This is a genomic window from Mycobacterium sp. E740 (assembly GCF_001672895.1).
Classification (GTDB): domain Bacteria; phylum Actinomycetota; class Actinomycetes; order Mycobacteriales; family Mycobacteriaceae; genus Mycobacterium.
The window spans coordinates 1-15,948 of record NZ_LZKP01000170.1 but is presented as its reverse complement, the minus strand read 5'-3'; the positions used below and the strand labels follow the sequence as shown (position 1 = coordinate 15,948).

At 68.5% G+C, this 15,948-nt stretch carries 8 protein-coding genes and 1 pseudogene; 1 reads left to right on the top strand and 8 read right to left on the bottom strand.

All coding sequences use genetic code 11. The features are described from left to right. Nucleotides 1-153 precede the first annotated feature (153 nt). Together A5663_RS16005 and A5663_RS16000 are read right to left on the bottom strand one after the other, a co-directional pair. Nucleotides 154-3,351 carry an arabinosyltransferase domain-containing protein gene (locus A5663_RS16005; RefSeq protein WP_068151007.1) on the bottom strand — a complete coding sequence of 1,066 codons (3,198 nt, stop codon included), beginning with the start codon at nucleotides 3,349-3,351 and terminating at the stop codon, nucleotides 154-156. Next, on the bottom strand, nucleotides 3,348-6,608 hold the full coding sequence (locus A5663_RS16000) for an arabinosyltransferase domain-containing protein (RefSeq protein WP_068151004.1): 3,261 nt from the start codon (nucleotides 6,606-6,608) through the stop codon (nucleotides 3,348-3,350). Before A5663_RS16000 ends, A5663_RS16005 begins: the two co-directional genes overlap by 4 nt. Before the next feature lie 182 nt (nucleotides 6,609-6,790). On the opposite strand from A5663_RS16000, the gene A5663_RS15995 reads away from it, so the two are divergent. Then, complete coding sequence (locus tag A5663_RS15995; RefSeq protein ID WP_068151001.1) at nucleotides 6,791-7,771, top strand: type IV toxin-antitoxin system AbiEi family antitoxin domain-containing protein; 981 nt, start codon at nucleotides 6,791-6,793, stop codon at nucleotides 7,769-7,771. A 48-nt stretch (nucleotides 7,772-7,819) separates the two neighbouring features. On the opposite strand, the gene A5663_RS15990 is transcribed toward A5663_RS15995, so the two are convergent. The 6 genes and pseudogenes from A5663_RS15990 to A5663_RS15965 all read right to left on the bottom strand — a co-directional run. Continuing rightward, nucleotides 7,820-11,053, bottom strand: a complete 3,234-nt coding sequence (locus tag A5663_RS15990; protein WP_068150999.1) for an arabinosyltransferase domain-containing protein — start codon at nucleotides 11,051-11,053, stop codon at nucleotides 7,820-7,822. Nucleotides 11,054-11,064: 11 nt separating this feature from the next. Continuing rightward, a complete protein-coding gene (locus A5663_RS15985) occupies nucleotides 11,065-12,921 on the bottom strand; it encodes a galactan 5-O-arabinofuranosyltransferase (protein WP_068150997.1) in 1,857 nt (618 codons plus the stop codon). Then, on the bottom strand, nucleotides 12,921-13,700 hold the full coding sequence (locus A5663_RS15980) for a decaprenylphospho-beta-D-erythro-pentofuranosid-2-ulose 2-reductase (protein WP_068150994.1): 780 nt from the start codon (nucleotides 13,698-13,700) through the stop codon (nucleotides 12,921-12,923). Before A5663_RS15980 ends, A5663_RS15985 begins: the two co-directional genes overlap by 1 nt. Nucleotides 13,701-13,713: 13 nt before the next feature. Further along, the gene (locus A5663_RS15975) at nucleotides 13,714-15,087 is read right to left on the bottom strand and encodes an FAD-binding oxidoreductase (RefSeq protein ID WP_068150991.1); all 1,374 of its coding nucleotides are present in this window, start codon (nucleotides 15,085-15,087) and stop codon (nucleotides 13,714-13,716) included. Between the two features lie 30 nt (nucleotides 15,088-15,117). Beyond that, nucleotides 15,118-15,531 carry a GtrA family protein gene (locus A5663_RS15970; RefSeq protein WP_068150989.1) on the bottom strand — a complete coding sequence of 138 codons (414 nt, stop codon included), beginning with the start codon at nucleotides 15,529-15,531 and terminating at the stop codon, nucleotides 15,118-15,120. Nucleotides 15,532-15,691: 160 nt separating this feature from the next. Beyond that, a pseudogene (locus A5663_RS15965) lies at nucleotides 15,692-15,948 on the bottom strand (ABC transporter permease); the annotation flags it as partial.

Sequence of the window (15,948 nt, the reverse complement as noted above, 5' to 3'; positions counted from 1 at the left end):
GAGGACCGCTGTGCAGCTGAACACAAGCAAGCCGCGACGAGCGTGCGTGAGCCGCTGAAGTTCCGCGGCGTGTCGTGCGCAAACACGCACCCTCGCGCCACGTGGGCCACGCGCCACCTGGGCCACGCGCCCTCGTGACGTGGGCACGGCGCTCTACGGCTTGATGCGGATGTGGCCTGGGCTGTACAACCCGCTGTGCGTCGTCGTGCCGAAGTCCAGCGTCGCGGGCTGCGCACCTTGCGCGTCAGGCGTCATCTCGAACCGGCGCAGCGATCCCCAGTCGCGGCCCCAGTCGTCCGACAGATACGTCGCCATCACTTGTGCCCGCAGCAACAGGTCGCTGATGCCGAGCAACCCGCCGTTCAGACCGTCCTGCCAGGTGTCGGTGTCCTTGCGCTTGGCGTTGTAGTCGGGTGTGATGCGGAACTTCGGGATCTCGGTGACGCCGTTGGCGTGCAGCATCGGCTGCTGGCACGGGAACGCGAGACCGACGGCCCAGTCCATCAGCACCGGCTGTTCCGAGCCGACGTACTCCTGCACCGAGCGCAGCTCGGGCACCCGCGGCGGCGTCACCGCCAGCCAGTCGCCCTGGGTCAACGAACGATCCTCTGCCACAACACGAACCGCTACCGCATCCGACGGAATACCGGCGCGAGGGAACCGCAGATTGCGCCACGACGGGATTGGTCCGAGGTCGTAGGGCACCAGGCGGCCGGCCGGCACCGGCGCACCGTCCGGACCGCGGCGCGCATACTCCAGCTCGACGGTTTGGCCTTCGGTGCGCCCGTTGAAAACGCTGTCGCCGGTGATGGTTCCCGCGGCTGTGATCACCACAAGCGGATGCGCGTCGTCGGCGGCCGGCAACGAATACCACGCTGACGTCAGCCTGCTCTCCTGCTGCGCGCCCTCTACGTAGCTGCCGGCCAACGGCACCCGCTTCGGGTCGAGACCGTACGGCAGCGGCACCGTCGACCCGTTGACTCCGGGTGTCTTGAGCTTGGTCGGTTGATCCCAGTCGTAATCGGTACCGGGCATCGGCAGGTTCACCCGAATCGCCTCGGCCACAATCTTTTCCGGCACCGCGCTGGCGGTGAACCCGACAGGGTCGAGGCCGCCCAGCGGTCCGAGCGGTCCGTAGTTCCCTGGCAGCGGCGTCAGGAACCCGTCGTTCGTGTCGGGCTCGACGAGCACATCGTCGGCCAGTCCACAGCCACCGGCGAACGCGCGCACATTGGCCCAGCCGTTCGAGTAGGTCGGGTACTGCCGTACCACCCCGATCACCATCGAAGCGACGAACACGGCCACCATGAAGCCGGCGGTGACGGGGATCGGCGCGGCGGTCAGCGCCCGCGCGAGCCGGCCTTCGCCACTGCTCCGCGACGAGAAGTGCAGCCAGGCAGCCCAGATCGCCGCGGCCACGAACAGCGCGAAGAAAACAGTGCTGAGGGTGAGTTTGCCGAGCGCGGGCATGTCGTTGTTGAACGGCACGCCGTAGCTGGACACGTACCACCAGCCGTTCGTCGTCGCGAACGTCAACGCCAGCAGGAAGAACACCGCGGCCAGGAACGCCATCCGGTTACGCGACCAGCGCAACACCCGCGGCGACACCAGCACGGTCGCCAGCGCCGCCATCGCGGCGCCCACCGCGGCGAACAGGCCGAAGTGATGCACCCACTTGGTCGGGGTGAACATCAAGAAGAACATCGTCCCGAGGATGATCCCCATCAGCCGCCACGCCGGACCGCGCGCCACACCGGGCACCCGCCCTCGCCGCAACATGATGAACATCGAAGTGAACAGCGACAACGCGGTGATGAAGAACCCGAAGCGCCGCGACAGCGATCCGTCGACGGTCGGCAGGATCAGGTAGTAGTAGCGCAGGTTCTCGGTGTACCACTCCTGGTTCGGGCCGATCGCGGTGCGAATCCTGGTGGCCTCCAACACCGTTGCGATCGTCTGGTCGAAGAAGACGACGGTCAGTATCACGGTGCTCGCCGCCAGCAGCGGCAACACCAACGGCCAGATGCCCACGACACGGCGGCGCCGCACCAGGATTCGCAGAAGTGGACGGCCACCGGCGAGCAGCGCGGCCACCGCGATCAGCCCCGTCGGCTGAATGCCGAGCGTGAACGCCGCGGTGATGATCGCGAACGCCGCCGGCGTGAGCCGTCCCGAACTGATCGCCCGCTCGATCAGCACGTAGGTGATCAGCGCGCCGGTGGCGATCTGACCTTCGGGGCGCAACCCGTTGTTGAACGGCATCCACGCCGCCAGCAGCACCAGGCCTGCCGCCCAGAGCGCCGGCTTGCTCGCCGCCACCGCCGGGCCCAGCCGGGGCAACACCTCGCGAGACAGCAATAGCCAGCACACGATTCCGCACACCAGGTCCGGCAGGCGCATCCAAATGCTCGCGTCGCTGACGCTTGTCATCATCGCCAGCAGGTTGTAATACCAGCCGAACGGATCCTCCGGGCTGCCGAACCAGCGGAAGTAGTTCGACATGTACCCGGCGTGCCCGGCGACCCGCGCCATCGCGAGGATGTAGCCGTCGTCCGATGAGTTGGCCCCGATCACATGCCAGAGGGCGAAGCCGCCGATCACCACGACGTCGGTCGGCGTGAACGTGCGCCACCGCGCAGGGATCAGCCGGCGCATCCGCCGGCCGTCCATGCGGTCCAGTCGCCACAACGCGAACAGCGCGATCGCGGTCGACACGATGGCCAGCACCATCGCCGCCAGCTTCAGCGGCGTTGGCTCGGTGGTGAATCGGGTGTCGATCTGGGCCGAAAGGCTCAAGCCCGGCGGCGCGGGACCGGTCAGGTCGGTGAACACCCCGACGATCGTCGGCCGCAGGTTCGGATCGGGAAAGCCGGTGTACTGCGGCGAACCGTCCGGCTTGGTCAGCCCGACGAACGTCGCGAACGTGCCCTCCTCCGACGACGTGATCTCGATGCGCTCACAGTCAGGCGACGCCACCCGCGCCCGAGACACGCTGGCCACCACGACATTTCGGTCGGTGATGTCGACCCGTTGGGCGTTGACCGTGACGAACAGGGCCTGCAGCGCGGCCTGCTTGCCGTCCTTGGGCGCCGTGCCCAACACGACCCCGCCGCGCGGCGGCAGCGCGCGAACCACCTCGCACGGCACCGTCACGGACATCCGCACCGGCGTCTGGGTGATCAACGGAGCAGTGACGTTGGTCAACTGGCCCTGCTGCGGCCAGTTGAGGGTGACGGTGGTCTGCTCGACGGGAAGCAGCGGCGTCGCCACCGACAGCACGAAGCCGATAAGGCCCGCCACCGCGGCCACCCAGCGGGCGACCCTCACGTCAGAACTCGCTGGACTCCTCATGGCAGCGCCCTGATCGGTCCGTTGCGGCTCCAGCCGAAGACCCGTTTCACACCCTGCTCGACGACGGCGTCGGGGGCCCGCGACTCGGGCACCACCCGGTCGTAGCGCTCGATGGAGCCCCAGTCCCGGTACCAGTCGTCACGCAGGTACGTGGGCATGGTCGACGTGCGCAGCAGTGCCTGGATGAACAGGAACGGCCCGCCGTCCTGGGCGGACTGCCACTGGTTCGACGACACGACCACCTGCTTAAGATTCGGGAGGATGCGGTACTCGGGTAGCTCGGCGATGCCGAGATGCTCGGAGAACGGGCGCTGGCACGGGAAGTTGGCGGCCGTGGCGATGTCCATCAGCACCGGTGTCTGCGAGCCCAGGAACTGCTGCGCGGTCTGCAGCACCGGGACCCGCGGCGGGGTGAACGCGAACCACTGGTCGGTGGACAGGTTCGGGTCGTCGGCCACCAGCCGCGCGACGTTCGCCTCCGGCGGTGCCCCGACGAGCGGGAATCGCAGGTTGCGCCAAGCCTTTTGCGCTCCGGGTCCGACGTCGATGGGCTGCACCTGCGCCAACGGCTCATAGCTGCCGTCCGGTCGGTGGACACCCCATTGCAGTTTCAGCGACTGCCCGTAGTTGAACGAGCCGTCCTCCTCGTAGAACCAGATCGCTCCGGCAGCCGCGACCGTGACGAGTGGTCGATCCGGGGTGCGGGGCGGCAGTTGGTACCACGCCGAAGTCACCTTGGCGGCGACGGTATTTTCGTCGTAGCTGCCCATCACCGGCGTGCGTTTGGGGTCGAGGCCGAACGGCAGGAACACTTTCGAGCCGTTCACCCCCACGGGGCCGTAGCCGCCGCCGGTGCCTGCGGCGTAACCGATCCCGATGTTCGGTTCGTTCGGTGAGCCGTCGGAGTTGACGGTGCCCGGGTTCGCGGTGACGGGTTTCGGCGGTTCCAGCGTGTCGCTGACGCCGTTGGGGGTGAAGCCGACGGGGTCGTCTCCGCCCAGCGGGCCGTACTCGCCGAAGCGCTGACCCGGAACCGGTTGCAGCATCCCGGCATTCGTGTCGGACTCGACGAGAACATCGTCGGCCATCGCGCAGCTGGTGTCCGACAGGCCGGACTTCAGGGCGGAGAAATTCGCCTTGGCGGTGGTGTAGACGGGGTAGCGCTGCACCGCGCCCTTGGCCATCGACCCGACTTCGAGCACCACCATGATGATCGCCACCACCAGCAGCGGCGTCGACGCCAGCACGCGGTTGCGACGGGTGTCGGCGACCTGGGTGTGCCCCGCGTAGTCCATCCGGAAGTGCAGCCACCCGGCGAGCAGGCCGGTCGCGATCGCCAGCGCGAGGAAGATGCCCGTCACCGGCACACCGGCGATCACGGGTTGCTTGTCGAACCAGGGCACCCCGTAGTTGCCGACGTAGAACCACCCGTTGATACCCGATGTCGCCCAAGCCAATACGAACAACAGCGCGGTGACGTACAGCGCGAGGTTGCGCCGGCTGTGCAGACCGACACGGGCGAAGACGAACGCGGTCACCGCGCCGAGCGCACCGGCCAGACCGGCGAACGCGCCGAACTGCACCGCCCACTTGGTCGGCGTGAAAGTCAGCAGCAGCAGCCCTATCGCCGTCGACCCGATCAGCCGCCACACCGGTCCGCGCGCCATCCCCGGCACGCCGCCGCGCCGCAGCAGCACGGCCAGCATGCCGAACAGGCACAGCAACAGCACCAGCACGGCGAAGCGCCGGGTCAGCGACGAATCGACGCTGTCCTCGACGGTGAGGAAGTAGTAACGCAGGAACTCCTGATACCAGGCGATGGTCGGGCCGACGACGTATTTGATTCGGGCCGACTCGGCGACCGTGGCCAGCGTCTGGTCGCGGAACACGACGACGAAGATGAGGGCCAGCGCGGACAGCAGCGTCGCCACCGGGGCCAGGACGCCGTCGACCGGACGCCGAAGGCGAACGGTCCGCACGATCGCGCGGGCTCCCACCAGCAGCGGCGCGATCGCGATCAGTCCCTGCGGGGCCAGCGTCACGCTGAACACCGCGACGATGATCGCCAGCGCAGCCGGCCAGGTCCGTCTGCTGACGACCGCGTTCTCGACGAGCACCCACACGGCGACGGTGCCGAACGCGATCAGCGGTTCGGGGCGCAGGCCGTTGTTGAACGGCAGCCACGCCGCCAGGAACACCGCTCCGGCGGTCCACACGGCGACGCGGTTGGCGGCCAGGCCGCGGCCGAGCCGGGGCAGCACGCACCGGCTGACGATCAGCCATGCCCCGATCGCGGCCAGCGTCGCGGGCAGGCGCATCCACACACCGGCGGCGCTCACCGACGCGAGAGAGCCGAGGACCGACTGGTACCAGTCGAACGGCGCCTCCGTGGTCCCGAAGAAGCGGTAGTAGTTCGCGGTGTAACCGGCGTCGGCGGAGACTCGCGCGATCGCCAGGTTGTACCCGTCATCGGAGGACAGCGCGCCGATCATGTGCCACAGCAGCAGCGTGCCCACGACGCCGACGTCAGCCAGCCAGTGCCAGCCGCCGACCCGCCAGAACCGCCGCCAGGCGCCCGGCACGCGATGACCACCGCGGCGATCCACCAGCGCCAGCGCCACGATCGACGCGATCACGCTCACCACCGCAAGCACCATCACCGCGAGCTTGAGCACGGTCGGTGAGGTGATGAACCGGGTGTCGACGTCGATCCGCGCCGACAGCCCCGGCTGCGCGGCCACCTGCAGGTCGGTGAACACGCCGGCGACCTGCGGCTTCTTCTCGGCGGCCAGCGTGCCGGACGCGCCGGGAATCCCGACGAAGTCGGCGCCGGCCGCGCCGGGGTCGGCCCAGATGTGCAGCGTGCTGCACCCGCCCGACTCGACGACGGGCCGCGGTGCGACGGCTGCGACGGAGTCACGGAACGCGACTACGACGACGTCGGCGGTGGCGCGGACGAACAGCCCGTTGCGGCTGGCGTCGATGCCGCCCTGCGGGACCGTCGACAGCACCAGCCCGCCGGTGTCGGGCAGCGTGGTGACGGCCTGGCAGGGGATCGAGATGTCCAGGGCCTGCGGGGCGCCCGACACCAGGGGCGCGGTGATGTCGCTGACGAACCCGTCCTTGTCGACGCCCTGCGGCCAGAGGATCGTCGCGGTGCTCTGCTTGACCGGCAGCAGCGGCACCAGCCCGCACAGCAGCACACCGAGGATGCCTGCGACGGCCGCGACCACACGCGCGATTCGATGGGCAGGCACGAGGGTCGATGGTAGGCGACGTGTGTGAGTGCGCCGCTGATGCGTGGCCGACACTGTGCAATCGAGCCACTAAGTGGTTGATCCCACGCACCACGTGCACGCGATCAACCAGTTACGCCGTTATCCACAGCGGCAGCCCTGCGGTATGGCAGTGGGTTCGTTGTGCGGTCACGCTTACTCGTGTGACGCGCTGGCAGCTCGACCGCATCAACGACCAGGCCTGCGCCCAGGACGGAGTCGTCTCCCGCCGACAGGTTCTGGCCGCCGGAGCCGGCGATCACGACATCGCCAGATTGCTGCGCAGACGCGAACTGACACAGGTCTGTCGCGGCGTCTACGTCAACCACAGCGGGCGGCTCACACAAGCCCAGCGGCACTGGGTTGCGGTGCTGGCGTTCTGGCCGGCGGCGTTGGCTCACGTGTCGGCGCTGGCTCACGTGTCGGCGTTGCCCGATCCGCCGACGACCGTCGTCCATGTCGCGGTTGACACGGCGCGCAATCTGCGCCCACTGCCACGAGTGGTGCTGCATCGGACGCCCGACTTCGAGCGACGCGCCGAGCTCGACCGCAGTCCACCGGCAATTCGCTTGGAGCACGCCCTGATCGACGTGGTCAGCGACGAGCTCCGCGCGGACGATGTGGCGGCCGCGTTCGCCGTACTGGCGAAGGTGTGCGGCAATCGGCGGACGACTCCGCAGCGGATACTGCGGACGCTGTCGGACCGTCAACGCGTTCCCGGCCGGAGCACGCTGCAGGCGATGCTCGCCGATCTCCGCGACGGCGCGTGTTCGGTGCTCGAGCGTGGCTACCTGCACCGGGTCGAGCGGGCGCACGGGCTGCCTCGCGGTGAGCGCCAGCTCCGCAGCACCGCGACCGGCCAGCCCACCTTCCAGGATGTGCGCTACCGCGAGCAGGGCGTTGTCGTCGAACTCGACGGTCGGGCGTTTCACGAATCGCCGCACGCCCGCAATCGCGATGCGCTGCGCGATCTCGCAGAACTGAGTCGTTCAGACCTGCTCACCACGCGGGTGACCTATGGTCTCGTCTTCGGCGATGCGTGCCGCACCGCCGCACTGATCGGCGGCTTGCTCCGCCGGCGGGGCTGGACCGGTCGGCTCCGAAGCTGCCCCCAATGTCGTCCCGCAATCGCGTTGACTGGTTGATCCCACGCACCAGGTGCACGCAATCAACCAGTTAAAGCCACGGCGCAGTCAGGAGAGCCGCAGCGGTCCCGGGCTCCACAGCCCGCTGCGCGTCGCGGTGCCGAGGTCCAACCGCGCTTCTGCGGCGTTCGGGTACCACGGCGTGAGCTGCTGAAGGGAACCCCAGTCGCGAAACCAGTCGCCCTTGAGGTAGGTCGGCACCGTCGTGGCGCGCAGCAGCAGTTCGGTGATGCCGAGCGGCCCGCCGCCGAGGTAGTCCATCACCGGCGAGTTCGCCTCCGCGCCGAACCGGTCGGGCAGGATTCGCCATTGCGGCACCTCGATGACGCCGTTCTGGTGTCCGTAAGGCCGCTGGCACGGGAACGCCAGGCCGACCAGCCAGTCGAGCAGCACCGGGTCCTCGGACCCGACGACGCCCTGCAGTGTGCGCAACTCCGGAATCCGCGGCGGCGTCACCGCGATCCAGTGCTGCGGGTTGAGGTCTTCGTCGCTGGCCACCAGGCGAATCTGGGTGGCCTCCCGCGGGATGGCTGCCATCGGCGCCCGCAGGTTGCGCCAGGCAGGAGCCGCGCCGACATCCGCGAATCCGATTGCGCCACCAGGCTTGTCGTCGGCGGCCTGCGCGTCGGTCGCCCACTGCACGACGACCTCGCCCGCATCGAAACGGCCTGCCGCCGACACGACCAGCAGTGGCCCCGCGTTGTCGCGGACCGGCAGGCGGTACCACGCCGACCGCAGCTGCGCCGGCTGCTGCGTGCCGGGGCGCCAGCTGCCCATCACCGGCGTCCGCGACGGATCGAGGTTATAGGGCAGCCGGGCCCGCGACCCGTTGACTCCGGCCGCGGCCGTCGTGCCGCCTTCGGTACCGCCCTTGCCCGACTGGTCCTCGTCAGCGTTGGTGTCGGCGAAGTTGGTGGAGGTGCCCTGCCCGCTCATCGCCTCGTCGGCGGAGACGTCGCTTGGAATCCCGTTGGGGCCGAAGCCTTGTGCGGTGCCGGCGCCGAGCGCCTCACCGACTGGCGCGCCGATGGGGGCGAGGAAGCCGGCATTCGGCTCCTTCTCGACGAGCACGTCCTCGGCCATCCCGCATGTCTTGCCCGCCAGGGCTTCGAGGTTGGAGCGCCCGACGCTCCACGCCGGGTACTGGTCGATCATCGCCAACGTCAGCGAGAGCACCTCGAACACCACCACCAGCCACGTCGCGACGGCCAACGGCGCCTGGACGATCCGCTGCCATCGACGCTGGGGCCCCGGCGGCGACGCGTCCCGGCCGGAGAAGTGGAACCACGCCGCGGCCAGCAACGCCAACACCGACAACCCCAGCAGGAAAGTGGTGAAGCCGAACTTCCACTCCGGCATCGCGTTCGACCACGGCACCCCGAAATTCGAGACGTACCACCAGCCGTTGACGGTGGCGAACGACAGCGCCATGGCGAACAGCACCGCAGCGGCGAACACCGATCGGTTCCGTCTGGAGCGCATCGCGGCGGCGGTGACCGCGACGGCGGCCAATGCGCCCAACGAACCCGCCAGCCCGGCGAACACCCCGAAGTGGTGCGTCCATTTGGTAGGCGTGAACATCATCGCCAGGAACGAGATCACCGTGATGCCGATGATGCGGCGACTCGGCCCCAGCGCAGTGCCCGGAATCTTGAACTTGCGCAACGACATCGCCACCGAGACAGCCAACGCGAGCAGCAGTGTGAGCACCGCGAACCGCCGGGCCACCGAGCCGTCCGGGCTCAGGGTGAACAGTCGTTCGTAGCGGATGTGCTCGTCGAACCAGCTCAGGCTCGGCCCGACCGCGGACTTGAATGTGCTGGCCTGCATCTCGGCGGCCAGCGTCTGGTCGCGGAAGATCAGGATGATCGTGACGGTGGCCGCCGCCAGTATCGGCGCCAGCAGCGCCAGGTAGCCGAATCGCGAGACATGTGCGGCCACAATTGTTTTCAGCGGCCCGACGGCGACCAGCAGCGCACCGACCGCGGCGATGCCCGTCGGTCCGGAGAACAGGGTGAGTGCGCCGATGATGATCGCGATCGCGACCGGCAGCAGCCTGCTGGTCGCCACGCCGCGCTCGACAGAACACCAAGTGAGCAGGATGCCCAGCGCGATGATCGGTTCCGGGCGCAGCCCGTTGTTCAGCGGCAGCCAGAACGCCAGGAACAGGCCCGCCGCCGTCCACGCCGCGGCCGGGGTGGACTTGACCGCATGACCGAGGCGCGGAATCACCTCGCGGCTGATCACCCACCAGCACGCCAGCGCCATCACCAGCGTCGGCAGCCGCATCCACACGCTGTGGGTGCTGACGTGCGCCCACAGCGCCAGCAGGTCGTAGTACCAGCCGAACGGCGCTTCCGGGGTGCCGAACCACCGGTAGTAGTTGGCCATGTAGCCGGCGTGCTCGGACACCCGCGCCATAGTCAGGATGTAGCCGTCGTCGGCGGTGTTGGCGCCGACGAAGTGCCACCACACCAGCACCGCGGCCACCACTCCGTCCAGGGGGCGCAGCGTCCACCACCGCGGCGGCAGGAACCGCCTGACGCGGCGGCCGTCGGCGGTGTCGAGAAGATGAAGCGCGGCCAACGCGACGACGGTCAACGCCACGCCGATGACCATCGCCAGCGTCTTCAGCAGCGTGGGCGACGTGCTGTAGCGGGAGTCGAGGGTCGCCGAGAACTCCAGCCCGGGCGGCGCGGGGCCGCTCAGGTCGGTGAAGACGCCGACGATCTGCGGCCGGAAGTCATAGCCGCCACGCTCACCGCGCAGCGGGTCGCCCGGATCCTCGGACGGGATCGTGCCGGGACCTTGGACGAGGCCGACGAATTCGCCGGTCACCTTGTCGGCGTGCGCGGTGAAGGTCAACCGCTGGCACTGCGGGCTGAGCACCTGGCTCAGCCTGGCGCTGACCACCGGCGTGTTGCGGACGATGACCAGCAGATCGTTGTTGACCCGCTCGATGAGCAGCCCGCGGTCGACCGCCTTGGGCGCCTGTTTGGGCACCGTCGACAGCAGCACGGTGCGGCCGCGGTTCTCCGGCGCGACCAGTGGCGCCGCCGCGCGGCACGGCACGCTGATCGTCAGGTCGGTCGCGACGTAGCCGATGAGCGGCGCATCGACGCTCTGCAGCATGCCGTTCTGCGGCCAGTTGAGCTGGGCGGTGGTCTGCGTGACCGGTAGGAAGGGCGTCGCGATCGCAAGCAGCGCCCCTACCAACCCTGCGACGATGGCAACCAGCCGCACAGTCCGATGGTTGGACCCGACCCCGGCTTCACCGACCACGGCGTTCGATCCTAATTGGGCTTGCGGATCGCGAGAACGAACGGTCCGATGCTGGACACCTCGAAGCGGGGGTCGTCGAACAGCGCCTCGTCGAGCGCGACGTGGTAGCGGCGCACGTTGGGCTGGTTCGGGTAGACGTCCGACGCCAGCCGCAGCGTGTACGTGTCGTCCGCTCCGCGGCGCATCAGGAACACGGTCGGCGGCTGCCACGGCAGCGCATCGAGCGCAGCGATGAACGAGTCAGCGTCGGTCAGGGTGGCCCAGCTCTCGATGGCGTCGGCCCGCTTGTCGAACTGCGCGAGCGGGTTGGCGTAGTGCGACGTCAAGCCTTGGAAGCCGTAGTAGGGGTAGTACGACAGGAAGCTGTAGTCAGCGGTCAGTACGACGGTTTCGTCGCGGGGACGCCCGGTCGCTTCGGCGATCTTGGCGTCGATCTCGCGGTAGTAGCGCTCGCCGCCGGGCGGTCGGCGGTCGGCGCGCTGGCCGTAACCGTCGGTGTCGGTGTAGGCCACGACGATGTCGGAGCGCAACACGTCCGGGATGTCCTGGCTGAACGTGACGGCGCCGACCGTGCCGAGCGCCGCAGCCGCCACGACGACTCGCCGCGCGTTCTCGGGGCGTACCCGGGCAGCGGCTGCGCGGGCGACCTCGACGAAGCCGAATGCGCCGGCCGCGGTCAGCAGCACGGTCAGAGTCGGGTTAAGGCGGAACGACAACAGGGTGGTGCCCGCCAGCGTGGTGAGCATCGACAACAGGGACCAGGCGTAGACGGCGAGCACTGCGATCGCGAGCGCGCCGGCCCGGGTCGACGATCTGGCCCGCCACACCAGCCACAGCGTGCCGACCATGCACAGCACCCCGAGCAGCGTGAAGTGCAACATCGGGAATTCCAGCTGCGCGCCGACCGACGGCAGGTAGTGCTGCGCCGTGCCGGAGTCCGCGGGCTCGCCGTTGATCGCGGCGAACAGGTATGGCCCCCAACCGATCAGCCCGATCGCGCCGGAGATCGCCGCGACGGCGGCCAGCCGCAGCAGCGGGCCGACGCTCCTACGCGCCGCGGCGAGCAGCCCACCCATGATCGCCAGCGTGAATGCGGCGTAGGCGAACAGCAGCGTGTAGGACAGCGCGGCGACGCCGAGGAACAACCCTGTGCCGACGACGGCGGCCCATCCGTCACCCCTCGTCGCGCCGCGCAGCCCCGACCACGCCAGCACGAACACCGGCGGCAGCAGCACCGTGATGATCGCGGCGTACGGCTCGGCGGGCGAGTACGCCAGCGTGACGGCAGCGGTCGCCGTCGCAACGATCAGGGCGTACTCGAACCGGATCATGGCTGCCCACAGCACGAATGCCACCGCGACCGCGATGGTGATCGAGATGATCGCCCATGGCTTGAACATCTCCCACGCCGGCGTGTTGGTGAGCGCGGCGAGCCGTCCGCCGATCCAGAACCAGCCGGGCGGATAGAACGGTGGCAAGCCGTAGTAGGTCATGTCGTGCAGGGCGGCGCCGTCGGTCAGCCGAGTCAGGTATTCGGTGCGGAAAGCCTGGTCGACGGAGATCCCGTGCAGATAGAGCTTGGTGGCCCCCAGCGGCATCGCCAACGTGACCACCGTGAATGCCGACAGGAACAGCAGGGCAGCGACTTTCGCCACGAGCCGCCGTCCGCGCCGCCACACCAGCCCGGTCGCGAGAAGCCCTGCCAGAGCGCCGACTTGGCCAACCGTGGTCAGCGCGTGCAGTTGATTCGACGAGTTGTATGCGGGCCACTCCACCCGCGCGATCGCCACCAGCGAGACGACCGCCACGACGACCGCCACGGCGGCGGCTCCCGCCATCTGGCCGAGGACGGCCAGCGGCCCGCGCATCAGATGGGCAGCTTGCGGAAGATCGGTCGCGGGATGTGTCGCAGGACCATCATCACGTACCGGAACGCTCCCGGCGCCCATACCAGTTCCTTGCCTCGGGCCGACGCCGTGACCGCAAGTTCGGCGACGTCCTCCTTGTCGACGGTGAACGGCGCCTCTTTCGCGCCGGTTGCCTTCCAGTGCTCGATCGTGGTCGTGGTGCGCACCTGTCCGGGCCGGATCACCAGCACCCGAACCCCGTACTCGCGCAACGCTTCTCCGAGGCCGAGATAGAAGCCGTCCAGACCGGCCTTCGTCGAGCCGTAGACGAAGTTGGACCGTCGTACCCGCTCACCGGCCGCCGAGCTCATCGCGATGATCCGGCCGAAGCCCTGCGCGCGCATCTTCTCGCCGAGCAGCACCCCGACCGAAACCGCCGCGGTGTAGTTGATCTGGGCCACCTGCACGGCCTTGCGCTGGTCCTGCCACAGCTCCTCGGCGTTGCCGAGCAGCCCGAACGCCACGATCGCGACGTCGACATCGCCCTGCGCGAAAGCAGCGTCGATGACCGCCGGATGGGCGGCGGTGTCGGTGCCGTCGAAGTCGATCCACTCGACCGACTTGGCACCCGCGGCCTTCATCGCGGCGATGGCGTTGTCCTGGCCCGGGTGGTTGGGCAGGTCGGCGAGGATGATGCGCGCGTTCGCGTTGCGCAGGTAGCGCTCACAGATCGCCAACCCGATCTCCGATGTCCCGCCCAGCAGCAGGATCGCCTGCGGATTACCAACGGCATCAATCATTTTCGTTAACCATCTACAGCAGCTCCAAGCGTCGGGCCATGTCGGAAGCGAACACGCCGTCCGGATCCACCTTGCGGCGCACCGCGATCCACTCGTCGATCCGCGGGTACATGGCGTGGAACATCTCGGCGGTCGTGCGGTTGTCCTTGGCGGTGTAGAGCCGGCCGCCGAACTCCAGCACCCGCTTGTCGAGGCCGTTGAGGAACTCGTTGAGCCCGGGCTTGATCGGAAAGTCGACGCAGACGTTCCAGCCGGGGATCGGGAAGCTCAGCGGCGCCTGGTTACCCGGCCCGAAGAGCTTGAACACGTTGAGGAACGAATAGTGTCCGGAGCGTTGGATGTCGACGATGATCGCCTTGAACTCCTCGACGGCCTCGGTGGGCACGACGAACTGGTACTGACCGAAACCGGCTGAGCCGTAAGCACGGTTCCATTCTCCGAACATGTCGAGCGGGTGGTAGAACTGCGTCAGGTTCTGCACCTTGCCGCGGTATGTTCCGGACTTGCGGTACCAGAGCTCGCCGATCGGTCCGAACGTCCACTTGTTGGCCAGCCCGTTGGGAAAGACGTCGGGGAACGTGAGCAGTTGCGGCGCATCGAATTTCAGCGGGCTCTTCTGCAGTTTCGGTGGCAGCTGGTCCAGCCGCGCCAGCGAACCGCGGGAGATCGCGGCACGGCCGAGTTTGGGCGGCGGGCTGATCGCGTCGAACCACGCGCTCGAGTACGTGTAGTTGTTCTCGCTGCCGTCGCTGTGGAAGGCGATGGTCTCGTCGAGAGTGCGGGTGACGTCACCGTCGGCGATGAAATACGCGGTCTCGGTGGGTGTCATCTCGATCGCCGCGCGGACGATGATGCCGGTGAGGCCGTTGCCCCCCACCGTCGCCCAGAACAGCTCGGCGTCGTCGCCGTCGGGGGTGATGGTGCGGATCTGGCCGTCGGCGGTCAGCAGGTCCATCGACCGCACGTGGTTGCCGAAGCTGCCGGCGCTGTGGTGGTTCTTGCCGTGGATGTCACACGCGATGGCGCCGCCGACGGTGACCTGTCGCGTGCCGGGCAAAACTGGGACCCACAGGCCGAACGGCAGCGCCGCCTTCATCAGCTGGTCGAGGTTCACCCCGCCGTCGACGTCGACCATGCGGGTGTCCGCGACGATCGAGTGGATGCGGTTGAGCGCGGTCATGTCGACGACGAGTCCGCCGCCGTTCTGGGCGTTGTCGCCGTAGGAGCGGCCCAGCCCGCGCGCGATGACGCCCCGGTTTCCGGCCTGGCTGACGGCCTTGGCGATCGTCTCCACGTCGGGCGTCGAGAGCACCTGCGCCACGGACGGCGCCGTGCGCGCCCAGCCCATCAGTCGCCTGGTCTCGGTCGACCCAACAGTCTCGGACATCGTGACGAGGGTACCGTGCGGCCGGTTCCGCTAGCGGAAGCGGAAGATCACCGTGCGCTGGACCACGAAGTTGATCACGGTAGCGGTGCCCTGGGCGATGACGAACGCGACCACGACAGCAGTCGGGGTGTAATCGAGAAGCCGCAAGAAGAGGTGGTTGAGACCGACCTGGACGACGAAGGTCGTGATGTAGAGAGCCCATACGGCGGCCAGTCGCGCGTTGCTCGGCGGGGCTTTGAATGTCCAGCGTCGATTCAGCAGGTAGGCCGTCGTCGTACCGGCGATCCAGCCGATGACCTTGGCCAGGTCGGGCTGCAAGCCCGCCACCCGATAGAGCAGCACGTACAAGCCGAAGTCGACGATGGCCGAGAACCCGCCGGTGACGACGAACCGCCACACCTGGGTGCCCAAACTCAGGCCGGGCTGCAACGGGGGCTCGGTCACCCGGGCAGCTTACGGTGCGAGTCCGGCCGCGCCCGCCGCCCCGCTGACATTTCACCCAGAGTGCGGCTGTTGCGAAAAACGGCCCGAAATATCGCCGTAGTTTCACGCTCGGCGACAGGAGGCAGGCACGAGCGGCGACACGCGGCAGGGAGCCGGGCGGTCACACCCAGTACGGGACGCGCGCGCGGTACTGGCGCATCGCGAACGCCGCCAGAATCCAGCCGACCACGGTCAACACGATCACCACCACCCAGTGACGCAGCTCCTGATCTGCCCCGAGCAGCGGCGCCCGCACGATGTCGAGGTAGTGCAGCAGCGGGTTGAGCTCGACGATCTTCGCGTACCGCGCGGCGCCCTGCTGCTGCAGCGTGGACTCGTTCCAGATGATCGGCGTCATGAAGAACAGCAACTGCACCA

What these genes read in the sequence shown, in the direction of transcription:
- A5663_RS16005 (WP_068151007.1), bottom strand. Translation starts at nt 3,351, where the DNA reads ATGAGGAGTCCAGCGAGTTCTGACGTGAGGGTCGCCCGCTGGGTGGCC.
- A5663_RS15985 (WP_068150997.1), bottom strand. Translation starts at nt 12,921, where the DNA reads ATGCGCGGGCCGCTGGCCGTCCTCGGCCAGATGGCGGGAGCCGCCGCC.
- A5663_RS15980 (WP_068150994.1), bottom strand. Translation starts at nt 13,700, where the DNA reads ATGATTGATGCCGTTGGTAATCCGCAGGCGATCCTGCTGCTGGGCGGG.
- A5663_RS15975 (WP_068150991.1), bottom strand. Translation starts at nt 15,087, where the DNA reads ATGTCCGAGACTGTTGGGTCGACCGAGACCAGGCGACTGATGGGCTGG.